The following is an 18,111-nucleotide window of genomic DNA, read 5'->3' as shown; positions in this document are numbered from 1 at the left end:
ACCTCACCCAGCACCGCGACCTCTCCCTGACCGCGATCGGACTCGGCGCGCACATCCAGTCGCTGCCCGACGGCGCGGCTGTGGACATCCGGACGCTGTCCGGGAAGTTCGCGGAGGGGCGGGACCGAATCGCCGCCGCACTGCGGGAGTTGGAAGACCACGGGTACATCAAGCGGATCCGGGAGCGTACGCCCGAGGGGCGCATCGTCACGCGGACGCTCTCGTACAACGTTCCCCGAATCGACAGCGACCGCCACGCGGCGGAGCCCGTGGCCGGGCCCACGGTCGAGCCGGTCGCCGAGCAGCCCGCCCCGCCCGCGCCCGAACCCGTCGTACGGCCCCCGGCGACCACCCCGCCGCCACCGCCAAGCAGCAACACCACCCCCGCACCCCCACCCGCGCGGCCCCACCGCCCCGCACCGCCCCCGCTCCCCGAGCCCACCGCCCCCGTCCCGGAGCGCCACCGTCTCGCCGCCGCGCTCCTCGCCGAACTGCGCCGCGACGACGCCCGGTTACTGCTCGCCGAGCGCGACGTACGCCGCCTCGCGCCGGGCGTGGCCGCCTGGCTGGAGCGCGGCGCCGCCCCCGACGCCGTGCGCCGCACCCTGGCCACGGCCCTTCCCCCGGACCTGCGCCATCCCGTCGCCCTCCTCGCCCACCGACTCACCGCGCTACTCCCGCCACCCCTCCCGGCAGCCACCAAGCCCAGGCCGGGGCCCGTCCCCCTCCAGAACTGCGACGGCTGCGACCGCGCCTTCCGCGCGCCCCGCGCCGGCCTCTGCCGCGACTGCCGGATGACATCCCCTGCACACGGGCCCGCAGCCGCGTAACCGACGTCCAACGAGGGCGTCAGGCCAGCGCGAGGGGCGTCGTGGGGGCCACTGAGCGACTGGACAGTACGAGCAGCAGATCGCCCACCGTGGCCCCGCTACCGAGGCCCAGCTCCGACACGGGTACCGCGTGGGGCAATGCTCGGGAGGCGACGCCCAGCAGGTGAAGCGTGGTGTCCTCGCCGCGCACGGCGAGCAACGCCGACGCGTCGTCCGGCGCGATCTGGTCGAGCACGGCGCTCAACCGGTCCTGGACCACAGCACACACCACGGTCAGCCGATCTGGCTCACTCCACGGCAGCGCGCACATGGTCCGCACAGTCTCCGGCTGCCCGAGCGCGTGCTCCAGCGTCTGCATCACCGCAGTGCGCTCGGCCCGCCATTCGTCCTGGGCGCAGAGGATCTTCACCAGTGGCAGACCCTCGTCCAGGTCTCGCTGCCATTGCGGCAGCATCAGGTCGATCAGCAACGCCTCCTCGCGGAGAGGGGCGCTCGACCCGTCCCCCACGTCGATCAGGTTGAGCCACTGATTCACTTCGGCCCAGCGCCATACCTGCGACCGCCCCACCGAACCTTCGGGCTCGGGGAACGGCTGGTCGCCGCGCCGCTCGCCGCCGACCCACTGGAGCACGTTCTGCCTGCTGCGCTCGGTCCGCTCGGCGATGTCACCCACGCCCACCAGCTCCGGGTCCAGCCGGATGATCCGAAGGCCAGGCAGTGCACGGCGGAGGCGGGCGACGATGCGGTGTGCGGCCTCGATGGCGTCCGCTCCGGTTTCGGCGACATCCAGCAGGTGCCGGTCGCGGTGCCTGGTCAGCAGGCCGTCGAACTGGTCGAAGACGATACCCACCGCTTGGTCGTCATCGACAGAGATGCCTTCCACGACGAACAGAAACTCATACTCCATGGCGCCCACTCCCCCAAACTCGTGCCGTACGAACGGCCGTGTCAGCGTTCGCCGCCCCCTCACTGGCAGCGTTACCCAGCCCAGCCGTGTTGTCAAACGACAACAAGCCTTACGGGGTACGGCGCGGGTCCCCCTCAGGCAGCGGGCAGAGCGCGGCGCGCGCCGCGATTCTCCGGGCCGCGCGGTCGGCGTTCTGGGGGGTACCGGGCACGGGAATGGTCAGGCAGCGACCCTCGCACGGGCAGTACAGCCGCCCCCAGTGCCCTTCCTTCCTGATCGTCCACCCCCGGGCCACCAGCCGCTCGAGCGCCATCCGGACCTCCTTCTTCGGATGATCCGCGGCAGACAGCTCCCGCCCGACCATGCACGCCCTCCCCAACCGCCTTGGGGCACCCTCCGGGGCCATCGGGGAGCAAGGGGCAGCCCTCAGCTCAGGAGTTGCTCAACAAACGCGGGAGGTGATTCACGGCCGGAAACGCCCCGGCTAGCCTCCGGTGCAACTCCTCCGCAGCGCAGGCCCGTTGATGTGGTCTGTCCGGAGAAAATCAAGGAGCACCACATGCCCAAGCTTCGGAAACCCACCAGGGGAACCGTCCTGCGAGCGGGCGCGGCCATCGCCGCCGCCGTCGCGCTGCCGGTCCTGGCCTCGCCGAACGCCCACGCCGTCGCTTGGGACCACACGATGCACTCGGACGACGGGGACCCCGGTGCCCGTCTGCGGTTCGAGGCCAACGGCGACATCGTCGAAATCTGCGACATCGAGGCCGACGGCTTCGCCGCCTACGCGGAGATCTACGACTACAAGACCGGTCAGAGCCGCACGCTCACCGTCGGTGGCAACGGCAACTGCAAGCGCCGCGACGCCTCCGACTACGGATGGAACCTCGTCGAGGGCCGCAAATACGGCTTCACGGTGGCCCTGACGGAGGGCACCTACATCGCCTACCCGGACAACGCCGACTGGACGGCCTGACCCGCTCCCCTCCCCGGACTCCCCGCGACCGCTACCCGGCCGAGCCCTGACGGCCGGCGCCCCTCACGCGGCCGCCGGGGTCCGGCTGAGGAAGTCCACGACCGTACGGGCCAGCGCGAGGCGGTGGTCGGCGAGGCGGGGGCCAGCCCGGCGAGCCTCCAGGCGGCGCCGGCCGTCTCCATCGCCGCAGCGCCCACTTCAAGCGTCAAAAACCCCATTGTTTGCCCGGAGCGGGCGTCCGCAAACCTTTTCTTGCCCGATTCGTGACCGACAACATGCCGCAAACGGACAACCTTCGAAGATCACCAGCCGTCCCTTAGCACGGAGAAGCAGCCGGGGACAACGTGCTGCACAACGGGACGGGGTCACCAGGTTGAACATTCGAGCCTCCGCACCTGCCGACACAAGCAGGACCACCAGCAGGACCGCAGACGGTTCCACAGGCGGGCCGACAGGCCGGCCCACGCGCCGGCACACGCTCGCCGCGCTGGCCGCGGTCACCGCTGCCACCGCCGCGGCCACGACGGCCTGCAGCGGGTCCCCGGGCGCCCCGACCGCCTCGGCCATCCCGGCCCGGCCGCTGTCCCCGCGCGCCGCGGAGTCCTTCGCGGGCACCGAGAACGCGCTGCTGCTGCAGATCCTCGCCCACCCCGACGACGACCTGTACTTCATGAACCCGGACGCCGAGCACATGCTGCGCGCCGGCGTGCCCGTGGTCTGCGTGTACGTCACGGCGGGCGAGGCGGTCGGGCTCAACCGGGTGGCCGGCGCGCCCCTGCCGCGCCCCGACAAGCCCGCCTACTCCGCCGCCCGCCACCAGGGGCTGCGCCAGGCGTACGCCCAGATGCTCGGGCTCGACAAGTTCACCCGCTGGCGGCGCTCCGTGCTGCGGCTGCCCGGCGGCGTCACGGCGGAGACCAACGTACTGGGGAACGCCGGCCGCAGCGTGCGGCTGGTCTTCCTCAACATCGCCATGCTGTCGCAGGGGAACGTGCGCCTCCCCCACCTGTGGGACGTCCCGGGCATCCTCATGCGCACGCTCGTCGCCGCCGACTCCCCGGTCAGGACGACCAGCACGTACAGCCACCAGACCCTCGTCGAGGTGCTCGCCTCGATCATGGACCGCTACCGGCCCACCGTGATCCACACCCTGGACCCGGACCCCGACTTCCAGGTGCACGACGCCCGGCACCCCCGCGACAACGACCAGCCGGGCTGCTCCGACCACCGGGACCACACCCCGGTCGCGCTGTTCGCCTGGAAGGCCATCGCGCAGTGGGCGGACGACGTGGCGCGTCGGGAGAAGCGGGCGCCGCGCTTCACGACCACTTCCTTCCGCGGCTACTACAACCAGCGCTGGCCGCACAACCTGCCGCCCGCCGTGCTCGCGCAGAAGGCCAGGGCCGTGGCGGCGTACGGCGGCAGCCCGGTGTGGAACTGCGGCAACCAGGCGGGCTGCGGCGACTACAGCCAGGGCGGCACCCGGCCGCTGACCAACCGCAAGGGCTGGATCCGCTCCACCCACTACCGCTACCCCAGCGCCCTGCCCACGCCCCTCACCGACCCCGACGGCCGCCTGGTCGCGTACGGCGTGCTGGGCGCCCAGGCCGTCCGCTGGCGCGAGACCGCGCCCGGCAGCGGGCGCTTCGGCGCCCCGCAGGGCCTGGGCGGCGGGCCGCTGGCCCCGGCGCTGTGCGCGGTGCGGGACTCCCGCGGCCGCCAGGTGGTGGTCGCGCTGCGGTTCTCCGCGCTGGACGGGCAGGGCGGCGCCAACACCCGCGAGCTGGTGGCGCTCGAACAGCACACCCCGAACGGGTCGTTCCGCGCCTGGACGGGCCTCGGCACCCCCGAGCCCGACTCCGAGCGGGGGCGCCGGGTCGGCGCTCCGGCGGCCGTGGCCACCCCCGACGGGCGGGTCCACCTCTTCGTACGCACCGCCGACAAGGGCCTGGCCACCCGGGTGCGGGACGCGGCCGGGCACTGGGGCCCCTGGCAGCGGCTGGGCGGCGGCGAGATCCAGGACGGCCTGACCGTGCTGCTGGACCGGCAGGCCCGGGTGCACGTCGTCGCGGCGGGCCGGGACACCGTGCACCACTGGGCCCAGGACCGGCCGGGCGGCCCGGTCGCGCTCCGGCCGCTCGCGGACCTGCCGGTGCCGGGCGAGCAGCCGGGCGCCGTGCTCGCCCCGGACGGTTCGGTCGCGGTCGTCTACCGCTCCCCCGCCGCCGCGGTGCCCTACCTCCACGGCGACGGCGCCTCCGTACCGCTGCCCCACTTCGAGGGCTACGGCCCGGTCGCCGCCCACACCCCCGCCCCGTCCGGCGGTCGCCGGGCCCCGGTGGTACTGCTGAGCCGGGACATGGACGGCGGGGTCCAGGTGCAGTACGGCACGGGCGCCCACGCCAGGCCGCTGCGCCCGGCGAGCCGGCTGGTCCCGGTCGGGACACCCGCGCTGCTGGCGGGTGAGGGCGCGCAGGTGCACGTGGTGGGGATGTCCCCCGGCGCCACGCCCTGGATCTGGCACCCACGCCCGACCTCCCGCGCCTGACCGCCCCCCGGGCCGGCCCCCCACCCGCGCCTGACCGGCCCCCGGGCCGGCCCCTGGCCGACGTACCGTCCGGGCCGGCCCCCGGTCCGACGCACCGCGCCTTGACTCCCCGGCCGGGGCGGCCCCCGCGGTGGGCCGGCCCGGCCGCCCCCGCCCCGGCGGGAAACGCGGGCACGTCAAAGGCCCCGCGCCACCGTCCTCGCGGACGGGGTGCGGGGCCTTCGAACAGCCCGCTCCGAAGAGCTTCAGGTCACTTGATGATCTTGGTGACCTGGCCGGCGCCGACGGTCCGGCCACCCTCACGGATGGCGAACTTCAGGCCCTCCTCCATGGCGACCGGCTGGATCAGCTGGACCGACATCTCGGTGTTGTCGCCCGGCATGACCATCTCGGTGCCCTCGGGGAGGGTCACAACGCCCGTCACGTCCGTGGTACGGAAGTAGAACTGCGGACGGTAGTTGTTGAAGAACGGGGTGTGGCGACCACCCTCGTCCTTCGACAGGATGTAGGCCTGGGCCTCGAACTCGGTGTGCGGGGTGACCGAACCGGGCTTGATGATGACCTGGCCGCGCTCGACGTCCTCGCGCTTGATGCCGCGGAGCAGCAGACCGACGTTCTCACCGGCCTGGCCCTCGTCGAGCAGCTTGCGGAACATCTCGATGCCGGTGACCGTGGTGGAGGTCTTCTCCGGCTTGATGCCGATGATGTCGACGTTCTCGTTGACCTTCAGCACACCGCGCTCGATACGGCCGGTAACGACCGTACCGCGACCGGTGATGGTGAAGACGTCCTCGATCGGCATCAGGAACGGCTTGTCGACGTCGCGCTCCGGCTGCGGGATGGCCTCGTCGACGGCGTTCATCAGGTTGAGGACGGACTCGCCCCACTCCTTGTCGCCCTCGAGCGCCTTGAGCGCCGAGACCTTCACGACCGGGACGTCGTCGCCCGGGAACTCGTACTCGGAGAGGAGCTCACGCACCTCGAGCTCGACGAGCTCCAGGATCTCCTCGTCGTCCACCATGTCGGCCTTGTTCAGGGCGACGACGATGTACGGAACGCCGACCTGGCGGGCCAGGAGCACGTGCTCCTTGGTCTGCGGCATCGGGCCGTCGGTGGCGGCGACCACCAGGATGGCGCCGTCCATCTGCGCCGCACCGGTGATCATGTTCTTGATGTAGTCCGCGTGACCGGGGCAGTCGACGTGCGCGTAGTGGCGCGACTCCGTCTGGTACTCGACGTGCGCGATGGAGATGGTGATACCGCGCTGACGCTCCTCAGGAGCCTTGTCGATCTGATCGAAGGCCGAGGCCTCGTTCAGGTCCGGGTACTTGTCGTGCAGCACCTTGGTGATCGCCGCGGTAAGGGTCGTCTTACCGTGGTCGATGTGACCGATGGTGCCGATGTTGACGTGCGGCTTAGTCCGCTCGAACTTCGCCTTCGCCACTGGGGTCCTCCTGTGGAGTGGTTCTGTACGCATCCACATTTTGCGGATGGGTTCAGGTGGTCTTACCGAACCGGCCAGGACCCCGAGGGGGATGCCCTTCGCCGTATTCGTTTGGGGGCCGGCGGCCGGGGCCCGTCACAGACGCCACGATGAGCGATCTGTGACGGATTGCCCCGATGCCTTTGCTCCAGCCTAAAGGGTGGGAAACGCGGATGAACCCGCCTTACTCGCCCTTGGCCTTCGCGATGATCTCCTCGGCGACGTTCTTGGGAACCTCGGCGTAGGAGTCGAACTGCATGGAGTAGCTGGCACGACCGGAGGTCTTGCTCCGGAGGTCGCCCACGTAACCGAACATCTCCGACAGCGGAACCAGGCCGGTGACCAGCTTGGCGCCACTGCGGTCCTCCATGGACTGGATCTGTCCACGGCGGGAGTTGATGTCACCGATCACGTCGCCCATGTAGTCCTCGGGCGTGGTGACCTCGACCTTCATCATCGGCTCGAGCAGGGCCGGGGAGGCCTTGCGGGCGGCCTCCTTGAAGGCCATCGAACCGGCGATCTTGAAGGCCATCTCGGAGGAGTCGACCTCGTGGTACGCACCGTCGAGGAGCGTGACCTTGACACCGGTCAGCGGGTAGCCCGCGAGCACGCCGAACTCCATGGCCTCCTGGCAGCCCGCGTCCACGGACGGGATGTACTCCCGCGGGATGCGGCCACCGGTGACCTTGTTCTCGAACTCGTAGCCGTCGCCCTCGAGCGGCGCGATGGCGATCTGGACCTTCGCGAACTGGCCCGAACCACCGGTCTGCTTCTTGTGGGTGTAGTCCACCCGGTCGACGCTCTTGCGGAGCGTCTCGCGGTAGGCCACCTGCGGCTTGCCGACGTTGGCCTCGACCTTGAACTCACGCTTCATACGGTCGACCAGCACGTCGAGGTGCAGCTCGCCCATACCCGCGATGATGGTCTGGCCGGTCTCCTCGTTGGTCTTGACCCGGAACGACGGGTCCTCCTCAGCGAGGCGCTGGATCGCCACACCCAGCTTCTCCTGGTCGCCCTTCGACTTGGGCTCGATGGCGACCTCGATGACCGGGGCCGGGAAGTCCATCGACTCCAGGATCACCGGGTTCGCCGGGTCGCAGAGGGTCTCACCGGTGGTGGTCTGCTTCAGACCCATGACGGCGACGATGTCGCCGGCACCCACCGAGTCGATCTCCTCACGCTTGTTGGCGTGCATCCGGTAGATCTTGCCGATGCGCTCCTTCTTGCCCTTCACGGAGTTCTGCACCTGGGTGCCGGTCTCCATGCGGCCCGAGTAGACCCGGACGAAGGTGAGCTTGCCGAGGTGCGGGTCGCTCATGATCTTGAACGCCAGGCCCGCGAAGGGCTCGTCGTCCGACGGCTTGCGCTTGATGACCTCGTCGGGGTCCTTCACCGAGTGGCCCTCGACGGCCTCGATGTCCAGCGGCGAGGGGAGGTAGCGCACGACCGCGTCCAGCAGCGGCTGAACACCCTTGTTCTTGAAGGCGGTGCCACAGAACACGGGGGTGATCGTCGGCGAGCCCTCGGTGCCGGTCGAGGCGATGGTGATACGGCGGATCGCCGCGTACAGCTGCTCCACGGTGGGCTCCTCGCCCTCCAGGTACAGCTCCATCATCTGCTCGTCGTTCTCGGCGACGGCCTCGAGGAGCTTGCCGCGCCACTCGTCGGCGGCCTCGAGGTGGGTGTCCGGGATGTCGACGGTGTCGTACATCTCGCCCTTGGTCGCCTCGGCGGACCAGACCAGCGCCTTCATGGTGACGAGGTCGACGACACCCTTGAAGTCGGCCTCGGTACCGATCGGCAGCTGCATGACCAGCGGCACCGCGCCCAGGCGGTCCACGATCATGTCCACACAGCGGTGGAACTCGGCACCGGTGCGGTCGAGCTTGTTGACGAAGCAGATGCGCGGCACGTTGTAACGGTCCGCCTGACGCCACACAGTCTCGGACTGCGGCTCCACACCGGCCACACCGTCGAACACCGTCACGGCGCCGTCGAGCACGCGCAGCGAGCGCTCCACCTCGACGGTGAAGTCGACGTGGCCCGGGGTGTCGATGATGTTGATGGTGTGATCGACGTTCTCGAGCGGCCAGTGACAGGTCGTCGCGGCCGACGTGATCGTGATGCCGCGCTCCTGCTCCTGCTCCATCCAGTCCATGGTGGCAGCGCCGTCGTGGACCTCACCGATCTTGTAGCTCACGCCGGTGTAGAACAGGATCCGCTCGGTGGTGGTCGTCTTGCCCGCGTCGATGTGGGCCATGATCCCGATGTTGCGGACCTTGGCCAGGTCAAGTGAAGTGGTGGCCATATGGCTCAGTCTTCTCTCGGTTCTCGATGGGGTAGCGACTACCAGCGGTAGTGCGCGAAGGCCTTGTTGGACTCGGCCATCTTGTGAGTGTCCTCGCGACGCTTGACGGACGCGCCCAGACCGTTGCTGGCGTCCAGCAGCTCGTTCATCAGACGCTCGGTCATGGTCTTCTCGCGACGGGCGCGGGAGTAGCCCACGAGCCAGCGCAGCGCGAGGGTGGAGGAGCGGCCGGGGCGGACCTCGACCGGGACCTGGTAGGTGGCGCCACCGACACGACGGGAGCGGACCTCGAGGGTCGGCTTCACGTTCTCCAGCGCGCGCTTGAGCGTGATGACCGGGTCGTTGCCGGTCTTCTCGCGCAGACCCTCCATGGCGCCGTAGACGATGCGCTCGGCGGTGGAGCGCTTGCCGTTCAGCAGCACCTTGTTGATGAGGGAGGTCACCAGAGGAGAGTTGTAGACCGGGTCGATGATGACCGGACGCTTCGGGGCGGGGCCCTTACGAGGCATTCTTACTTCTCCTTCTTGGCGCCGTAGCGGCTGCGAGCCTGCTTGCGGTTCTTGACGCCCTGCGTGTCGAGGGAGCCGCGGATGATCTTGTAACGAACACCCGGCAGGTCCTTCACACGACCGCCACGCACCAGCACGATGGAGTGCTCCTGCAGGTTGTGGCCCTCACCCGGGATGTAAGCGGTGACCTCGATGCCGCTGGTCAGACGCACACGCGCGACCTTACGCAGGGCCGAGTTCGGCTTCTTCGGGGTGGTCGTGAACACGCGCGTGCAGACGCCACGGCGCTGGGGGGAACCCTCGAGCGCGGGCGTCTTGTTCTTCTCGACCTTGTCCTGCCGGCCCTTGCGGACCAGCTGCTGGATCGTAGGCACCGTTTCTCCGGTTTCTGTGTGCCAGTCTCGATAAAGCTAACCTGGGGTTTCTCCGACCCACGCGGTCGGGTGTGTCGCGCACTGCAGACCCCCGCGCGAAGTGCGGGAGAGTGCAGATTTCGGTGTCGACACCTCGGTCCCCCGCGGAAGGCCCCTCCCGGCCGTGGAGCCGGTGACGAGAGCGCATACGGGAGCCCAGGGACACCCCAGGCACAAGGTCAGAGCGTACCTACCGCATCGGCTCCGGTCAAAACAAATGCACACGCGGCAGGACACACCGAACCCGCAGCATAGCCGCAGGGCGGCCACCCCGCCATGGGGTGACCGCCCTGCGAACGTCGGGCCTCGTCCCGGGATACCCGTGACCTGGCCGTACGACCTACTGGTTGTACGGGCCGTAGTCGTAGTCCTCCAGCGGGACCGCCTGGCCGGAGCCCGTGCCGAAGGGCGAGTAGTCGATGTCGTCGTAACCGACGGCCGAGTACATCGCGGCCTTCGCCTCCTCGGTCGGCTCGACCCGGATGTTGCGGTAGCGGGACAGGCCCGTACCGGCCGGGATGAGCTTACCGATGATCACGTTCTCCTTGAGGCCGATCAGGGAGTCCGACTTGGCGTTGATCGCCGCGTCGGTGAGCACCCGGGTCGTCTCCTGGAAGGACGCCGCCGACAGCCAGGACTCGGTCGCCAGCGAGGCCTTGGTGATACCCATCAGCTGGGGACGGCCGGAGGCCGGGTGGCCGCCTTCCTGGACCACGCGACGGTTCTCGGACTCGAAGCGCGAGCGCTCCACCAGCTCGCCCGGCAGCAGCTCCGCGTCGCCGGACTCGATGATCGTCACCCGGCGCAGCATCTGCCGGATGATGATCTCGATGTGCTTGTCGTGGATCGACACACCCTGCGAGTTGTAGACCTTCTGGACCTCGCCGACCAGGTGGACCTGGACGGCGCGCTGGCCGAGGATCCGCAGCACGTCGTGCGGGTTGGTGGCACCCACGGTCAGCGGCTGGCCGACCTCGACGTGGTCGCCCTCCTCCACCAGCAGACGGGCTCGCTTGGAGACGCCGTAGGACGTCTCGTCGGAGCCGTCGTCCGGGGTGACGACGATCTTCTTGGTCTTCTCGGTCTCCTCGATCCGGACGCGGCCGGCCGCCTCCGAGATCGGGGCGACACCCTTGGGCGTACGGGCCTCGAAGAGCTCGACGACACGCGGCAGACCCTGCGTGATGTCCTCACCGGCCACACCACCGGTGTGGAAGGTACGCATCGTCAGCTGGGTGCCGGGCTCACCGATGGACTGGGCGGCGATGATGCCGACCGCCTCGCCGATGTCCACCAGCTTGCCGGTCGCCAGCGAGCGGCCGTAGCACATGGCGCAGGTGCCGACGGCGGACTCGCAGGTGAGCACCGAGCGGGTCTTGACGGTCTCGACGCCGTGGCGGACCAGCTCGTCGATGAGCACGTCGCCCAGGTCGGTACCGGCCGGGGCCAGCACCTTGCCGTCGACGACGATGTCCTCGGCGAGGCAGCGCGCGTACACGCTGGTCTCGACGTCGTCCGCCTTGCGCAGCACGCCGTCCGCGCCCTTGGCCGCGATCGCCAGCTTGAGGCCGCGGTCGGTGCCGCAGTCCTCCTCGCGGATGATCACGTCCTGGGAGACGTCCACCAGACGACGGGTCAGGTAACCCGAGTCGGCGGTGCGCAGCGCGGTGTCCGCGAGACCCTTACGGGCACCGTGGGTGGAGATGAAGTACTCCAGCACGGAGAGACCCTCACGGAACGACGCCTTGATGGGCCGCGGGATGGTCTCGTTCTTCGCGTTGGACACCAGACCACGCATACCGGCGATCTGACGCATCTGCATCATGTTTCCGCGCGCGCCCGAGTCGACCATCATGAAGATCGGGTTGGTCTTCGGGAAGTTCGCGTTCATCGCCTCGGCGACCTCGTTGGTCGCCTTGGTCCAGATCGCGATGAGCTCCTGGGTGCGCTCGTCCTTGGTGATCAGACCGCGCTCGTACTGCTTCTGGACCTTCTCGTCCTGCGCCTCGTAGCCCTCGATGATGGCCTTCTTGGCCTCGGGGACGACGACGTCGGAGATCGCGACGGTGACACCGGAGCGGGTGGCCCAGTGGAAACCGGCCGCCTTCAGGTTGTCCAGGGTCGCCGCGACGATGACCTTCGGGTAGCGCTCGGCGAGGTCGTTGACGATCTCGGAGAGCTGCTTCTTGCCCACCGAGTAGTCGACGAACGGGTAGTCCTCGGGCAGCAGCTCGTTGAAGAGCGCGCGGCCCAGGGTGGTGCGCAGCCGGAAGCTGTCACCCGGGGTCCAGGCGGGCTCGCCCTCATCCGGAACCGGCGGCGTCCAGCCGCGCGGCGGGACGGTGCCGATCGGGAAGCGGATGTCGATCTTCGCCTGGAGCGAGAGCTCCCGGGCGTCGAACGCCATGATCGCTTCGGCGACCGAGGCGAAGGACCGGCCCTCGCCGCGGACCTCGCGCTCCTCCTCGTCGGTGGTGAGGAAGAAGAGGCCGAGCACCATGTCCTGGGTGGGCATGGTCACCGGGCGGCCGTCGGCCGGCTTGAGGATGTTGTTCGAGGACAGCATCAGGATGCGGGCCTCGGCCTGGGCCTCCGCGGACAGCGGCAGGTGCACGGCCATCTGGTCACCGTCGAAGTCCGCGTTGAACGCGGTGCACACGAGCGGGTGGATCTGGATGGCCTTGCCCTCGACCAGCTGCGGCTCGAAGGCCTGGATGCCCAGGCGGTGCAGGGTCGGCGCACGGTTCAGCAGCACCGGGTGCTCGGCGATGACCTCTTCGAGCACGTCGTACACGACCGTGCGGCCGCGCTCGACCATGCGCTTGGCCGACTTGATGTTCTGCGCGTGGTTCAGGTCCACCAGGCGCTTCATCACGAACGGCTTGAAGAGCTCCAGCGCCATGGCCTTGGGCAGACCGCACTGGTGGAGCTTGAGCTGCGGGCCGACGACGATGACCGAACGGGCCGAGTAGTCGACTCGCTTGCCGAGCAGGTTCTGACGGAAACGACCCTGCTTACCCTTCAGCATGTCGCTGAGGGACTTCAGCGGGCGGTTACCGGGGCCGGTCACCGGGCGGCCGCGGCGGCCGTTGTCGAACAGCGCGTCGACGGCCTCCTGCAGCATCCGCTTCTCGTTGTTCACGATGATCTCGGGCGCGCCGAGGTCAAGGAGACGCTTGAGGCGGTTGTTGCGGTTGATGACGCGGCGGTACAGGTCGTTCAGGTCGGAGGTCGCGAAGCGGCCACCGTCCAGCTGCACCATCGGACGCAGGTCCGGCGGGATCACCGGGATGCAGTCCAGCACCATGCCGTTGGGGCTGTTGCGGGTCTGCAGGAAGGCGGAGACGACCTTGAGGCGCTTGAGGGCGCGGGTCTTCTTCTGGCCCTTGCCGGTCCGGATGATCTCGCGGAGCTTCTCGGCCTCCTCGTCGAGGTCGAAGGACTCCAGGCGCTTCTGCAGGGCAGCGGCGCCCATGCCGCCCATGAAGTACGTGCCGAAGCGGTCGCGCAGCTCGCGGTAGAGCAGCTCGTCGCCCTCCAGGTCCTGGACCTTGAGGTTCTTGAAGCGGTTCCACACCTCGTCGAGCCGGTCGATCTCGCGCTGGGAGCGGTCGCGCAGCTGCTTCATCTCGCGCTCGGCGCCCTCGCGCACCTTGCGGCGCACATCGGCCTTGGCGCCCTCGGCCTCCAGCTCGGCGAGGTCCGCCTCGAGCTTCTTGGCGCGGGCCTCCAGGTCGGCGTCGCGGCGCTGCTCGATCTGCTGGCGCTCGACGGAGACATGGGCCTCCAGCGAGGGCAGGTCGCGCGTACGGCGCTCCTCGTCCACCCACGTGATCATGTAGGCGGCGAAGTAGATGACCTTCTCGAGGTCCTTCGGGGCGAGGTCGAGCAGGTAGCCCAGGCGCGACGGGACGCCCTTGAAGTACCAGATGTGGGTGACGGGGGCGGCCAGCTCGATGTGGCCCATCCGCTCACGGCGCACCTTGGCGCGCGTGACCTCGACGCCACAGCGCTCGCAGATGATGCCCTTGAAGCGGACGCGCTTGTACTTGCCGCAGTAGCACTCCCAGTCCCGGGTCGGACCGAAGATCTTCTCGCAGAAGAGTCCGTCCTTTTCGGGCTTGAGGGTGCGGTAGTTGATGGTCTCCGGCTTCTTGACCTCACCGTGGGACCACTGGCGGATGTCGTCAGCGGTGGCGAGGCCGATCCGCAGCTCGTCGAAGAAGTTGACGTCGAGCACTTGTCGTCAATCCCTCTTTCAGGGTCGTGTCTTCGGGTCTGACTGGGGGTCCGGGGAGAGGCCGGGGCGGTCGCGGTGGTCGACCGCCCCAGCCAGACCCGTCAGACCTCTTCGACGCTGCTCGGCTCGCGCCGGGACAGGTCGATACCGAGCTCCTCCGCAGCGCGGAAGACGTCCTCGTCGGTGTCGCGCATCTCGATGGACATGCCGTCGGACGACAGCACCTCCACGTTGAGGCACAGGGACTGCATCTCCTTGATGAGCACCTTGAAGGACTCGGGGATGCCGGGCTCGGGGATGTTCTCGCCCTTGACGATGGCCTCGTAGACCTTCACGCGACCGGTGACGTCGTCGGACTTGATGGTCAGCAGCTCCTGGAGGGCGTAGGCGGCGCCGTAGGCCTCGAGCGCCCACACCTCCATCTCACCGAAGCGCTGGCCACCGAACTGAGCCTTACCACCCAGCGGCTGCTGGGTGATCATCGAGTACGGACCGGTGGAGCGGGCGTGCAGCTTGTCGTCCACCAGGTGGTGCAGCTTGAGGATGTACATGTAGCCGATCGAGATCGGGTCCGGGAACGGCTCGCCGGAGCGGCCGTCGTACAGCCGGGCCTTGCCCGAGGGCAGCACCATGCGCTCGCCGTCCCGGTTCGGCACGGTGTGCTCGAACAGGCCGGCCAGCTCGTCCTCGCGGGCGCCGTCGAAGACCGGGGTCGCGACGTTGGTGCCGGGCTGCACCTCGTCGGCGCCGATGGCCCTCAGACGCTGCATCCACTCCTCGTCGCCGTCGACCTTCCAGCCCTGGGAGGCCAGCCAGCCGAGGTGGATCTCCAGGACCTGTCCCGGGTTCATTCGGGACGGGACACCCAGCGGGTTGAGGATGATGTCGACCGGGGTGCCGTCCTCCAGGAACGGCATGTCCTCGACCGGCAGGATCTTGGAGATGACGCCCTTGTTGCCGTGGCGGCCGGCGAGCTTGTCACCGTCGGTGATCTTGCGCTTCTGCGCCACATAGACGCGGACCAGCTGGTTCACGCCCGGCGGCAGCTCGTCGCCCTCCTCGCGGTCGAAGACGCGCACGCCGATGACCTTGCCGATCTCACCGTGCGGCACCTTCAGCGAGGTGTCACGGACCTCACGGGCCTTCTCACCGAAGATCGCGCGCAGCAGGCGCTCCTCCGGGGTCAGCTCGGTCTCACCCTTCGGGGTGACCTTGCCGACCAGGATGTCCCCGGCCACGACCTCGGCACCGATGCGGATGATGCCGCGCTCGTCGAGGTCGGCCAGGACCTCCTCGGACACGTTCGGGATGTCCCGGGTGATCTCCTCGGGGCCGAGCTTGGTGTCACGGGCGTCGACCTCGTGCTCCTCGATGTGGATCGAGGAGAGGACGTCGTCCTGCACCAGACGCTGGCTGAGGATGATCGCGTCCTCGTAGTTGTGGCCCTCCCACGGCATGAACGCCACCAGGAGGTTCTTGCCGAGCGCCATCTCGCCGTCCTCGGTGGACGGGCCGTCGGCCAGCACCTGGCCGGCGATCACCCGAGCGCCCTCGTCCACGACGACCTTCTGGTTGAAGGAGGTGCCCTGGTTGGAGCGGGAGAACTTGGCCACCCGGTAGGTGTTGTAGGTGCCGTCGTCGTTGGCCACCGTCACGTAGTCGGCGGAGACCTCCTGGACGACACCGTCCTTCTCGGCCTTGATGACGTCGCCGGCGTCGACCGCGCAGCGGTATTCCATGCCGGTGCCGACGAGCGGGGACTCCGCCTTGATCAGCGGCACGGCCTGGCGCATCATGTTCGAGCCCATGAGCGCGCGGTTGGCGTCGTCGTGCTCGAGGAAGGGGATCATCGCGGTCGCGACCGACACCATCTGGCGCGGCGAGACGTCCATGTAGTCGACGTCGTCGCCCGGGATGTAGTCGACCTCGCCGCCACGGCGGCGGACCAGGACGCGGTTCTCGGCGAAGCGCAGGTCGTTCGTCAGCGGCGCGTTGGCCTGCGCGATGACGAAGCGGTCCTCCTCGTCGGCCGTCAGGTAGTCGACCTCGTCGGTGACGACGCCGTCCACGACCTTGCGGTACGGGGTCTCGATGAAGCCGAACGCGTTGACCCGGCCGTACGAGGCGAGCGAGCCGATCAGACCGATGTTCGGGCCTTCGGGCGTCTCGATCGGGCACATGCGGCCGTAGTGCGACGGGTGCACGTCTCGGACCTCGAAGCCCGCCCGCTCACGAGAGAGACCACCGGGGCCGAGCGCGTTCAGACGGCGCTTGTGGGTCAGACCCGACAGCGGGTTCGTCTGGTCCATGAACTGCGACAGCTGGCTGGTGCCGAAGAACTCCTTGATGGAGGCGACGACCGGCCGGATGTTGATCAGGGTCTGCGGCGTGATCGCCTCGACGTCCTGAGTCGTCATCCGCTCGCGGACGACGCGCTCCATACGGGCCAGACCCGTGCGGACCTGGTTCTGGATCAGCTCGCCGACGTTGCGGATGCGGCGGTTGCCGAAGTGGTCGATGTCGTCGGTCTCGACGACGATCGTCTGCCCGTTCTCGCCGACCGTCTCGGTCTCGCCGGCGTGCAGCTTCACCAGGTACTTGATCGAGGCGATGATGTCCTCGACCGTCAGGACGCCCGCGTCCAGCGGAGCGGCGGCGCCCAGCTTCTTGTTGACCTTGTAGCGGCCGACCTTGGCCAGGTCGTAGCGCTTCGGGTTGAAGTAGAGGTTCTCCAGCAGCGTCTGCGCGGCCTCACGCGTCGGGGGCTCGCCCGGGCGCAGCTTGCGGTAGATGTCGAGCAGCGCGTCGTCCTGGCCCTGGGTGTGGTCCTTCTCCAGGGTGGCGCGCATGGACTCGTACTCGCCGAACTCCTCGAGGATCTGCTCGGTGGTCCAGCCGAGCGCCTTCAGGAGGACGGTCACGGACTGCTTGCGCTTGCGGTCGATGCGCACACCGACCATGTCGCGCTTGTCGATCTCCATCTCCAGCCAGGCGCCCCGGGAGGGGATGACCTTGACGGAGAAGATGTCCTTGTCGGACGTCTTGTCGATGCTGGAGTCGAAGTACACACCCGGCGAGCGCACCAGCTGGGACACCACGACACGCTCGGTGCCGTTGATGACGAAGGTGCCCTTGTTGGTCATGAGCGGGAAGTCGCCCATGAAGACCGTCTGGGACTTGATCTCACCGGTCTCGTTGTTGGTGAACTCGGCCGTGACGAAGAGCGGCGCGGCGTAGGTGAAGTCGCGCTCCTTGCACTCGTCGATCGAGTTCTTCGGGGGCTCGAAGCGGTGATCGCGGAAGGTCAGGGACATCGACCCGGAGAAGTCCTCGATCGGGGAGATCTCCTCGAAGATCTCTTCCAGACCGGACTTGGTGGGGACGTCCTGACCACTGTCCAGCGCAGCCTCGACGCGAGCCTTCCACGCGGCATTGCCGAGCAGCCAATCGAAGCTCTCGGTCTGCAGCGCGAGGAGATTCGGAACCTCGAGAGGCTCCTTGATCTTCGCAAAGGAGATGCGCAGCGGGGCGGTGCTGGCGCCGTTGTTCGTATTGGCAGTCGAGGCGTTGCGCGAGGCGGCCAAGAGGGGGTCCTTCCGAGGGCTCGGACTCACTACGCGCGTGCCGGTCCCACCTTGGGCGTCGCCCGGAAACCCCTGGTCAGAGAGATTTCCTCGGCAGTGCTTCAGGATGGGCAGCCCCTGGTGACGGGCAGGAGGCAGCTAACAGGCAGCGCAAAGGGTCAGTGTAGCCACAAGGCACACTGATGTCCAGCTCCGAGTTTCTGAGACCGGCAGCGCCAATCTCTCCCTCCGGTGAGGGGGCCGCTCCCCCTCGGTATCTTCTCGTGTTTTCGAACGCCTACAGCCGACCACGCGCCTCAGGCGCATATCGATACTG

General features: G+C 68.7%; 10 protein-coding genes. 3 read left to right on the top strand and 7 right to left on the bottom strand.

What is annotated here, in order from left to right; all coding sequences use genetic code 11:
• On the top strand, positions 1–830 hold an 830-nt coding region (locus BBH68_RS16125), incomplete at its 5' end, for a helix-turn-helix domain-containing protein (RefSeq protein WP_065962972.1).
• Between the two features lie 19 nt (positions 831–849).
• Here the strand turns inward: BBH68_RS16125 and BBH68_RS16120 are convergent.
• On the bottom strand, positions 850–1,737 hold the full coding sequence (locus BBH68_RS16120) for a helix-turn-helix transcriptional regulator (protein WP_065962979.1): 888 nt from the start codon (positions 1,735–1,737) through the stop codon (positions 850–852).
• Between the two features lie 559 nt (positions 1,738–2,296).
• Here BBH68_RS16120 and BBH68_RS41965 point away from each other — a divergent pair.
• Positions 2,297–2,710: a hypothetical protein gene (locus BBH68_RS41965; protein ID WP_065962968.1), complete on the top strand. Its 414-nt coding sequence runs from the start codon at positions 2,297–2,299 to the stop codon at positions 2,708–2,710.
• Positions 2,711–3,197: 487 nt separating this feature from the next.
• Positions 3,198–5,258: a PIG-L family deacetylase gene (locus BBH68_RS16105; protein ID WP_065962977.1), complete on the top strand. Its 2,061-nt coding sequence runs from the start codon at positions 3,198–3,200 to the stop codon at positions 5,256–5,258.
• Between the two features lie 250 nt (positions 5,259–5,508).
• Here BBH68_RS16105 and tuf read toward each other — a convergent pair whose 3' ends face one another.
• The 6 genes from tuf to rpoB form a co-directional block, all read right to left on the bottom strand.
• Positions 5,509–6,702, bottom strand: coding sequence for an elongation factor Tu (tuf, locus tag BBH68_RS16100; protein WP_065962966.1), 1,194 nt, complete (start codon positions 6,700–6,702; stop codon positions 5,509–5,511).
• Between the two features lie 223 nt (positions 6,703–6,925).
• A complete protein-coding gene (gene fusA / locus BBH68_RS16095; RefSeq protein ID WP_065962965.1) occupies positions 6,926–9,049 on the bottom strand; it encodes an elongation factor G in 2,124 nt (707 codons plus the stop codon).
• A 38-nt stretch (positions 9,050–9,087) separates the two neighbouring features.
• Positions 9,088–9,558 (bottom strand): 30S ribosomal protein S7, encoded by a 471-nt coding sequence (rpsG, locus tag BBH68_RS16090; RefSeq protein WP_030835073.1) that lies wholly within the window; start codon positions 9,556–9,558, stop codon positions 9,088–9,090.
• A 2-nt stretch (positions 9,559–9,560) separates the two neighbouring features.
• Complete coding sequence (gene rpsL / locus BBH68_RS16085) at positions 9,561–9,932, bottom strand: 30S ribosomal protein S12 (RefSeq protein WP_003948652.1); 372 nt, start codon at positions 9,930–9,932, stop codon at positions 9,561–9,563.
• Between the two features lie 379 nt (positions 9,933–10,311).
• A complete protein-coding gene (locus BBH68_RS16080; RefSeq protein WP_065962964.1) occupies positions 10,312–14,211 on the bottom strand; it encodes a DNA-directed RNA polymerase subunit beta' in 3,900 nt (1,299 codons plus the stop codon).
• Between the two features lie 101 nt (positions 14,212–14,312).
• Entirely contained in the window at positions 14,313–17,795 is a 3,483-nt protein-coding gene (rpoB, locus tag BBH68_RS16075) for a DNA-directed RNA polymerase subunit beta (protein WP_065962962.1), read from the bottom strand.
• Between the last annotated feature and the right edge of the window lie 316 nt (positions 17,796–18,111).

This window comes from Streptomyces sparsogenes, assembly GCF_001704635.1.
Lineage (GTDB): Bacteria > Actinomycetota > Actinomycetes > Streptomycetales > Streptomycetaceae > Streptomyces > Streptomyces sparsogenes.
This window is presented reverse-complemented; position numbering and strand designations above follow the sequence as displayed.

Coding starts and splice junctions, on each gene's coding strand:
- fusA (WP_065962965.1), bottom strand. CDS start 9,049: ATGGCCACCACTTCACTTGACCTGGCCAAGGTCCGCAACATCGGGATC.
- BBH68_RS41965 (WP_065962968.1), top strand. CDS start 2,297: ATGCCCAAGCTTCGGAAACCCACCAGGGGAACCGTCCTGCGAGCGGGC.
- rpsG (WP_030835073.1), bottom strand. CDS start 9,558: ATGCCTCGTAAGGGCCCCGCCCCGAAGCGTCCGGTCATCATCGACCCG.
- BBH68_RS16120 (WP_065962979.1), bottom strand. CDS start 1,737: ATGGAGTATGAGTTTCTGTTCGTCGTGGAAGGCATCTCTGTCGATGAC.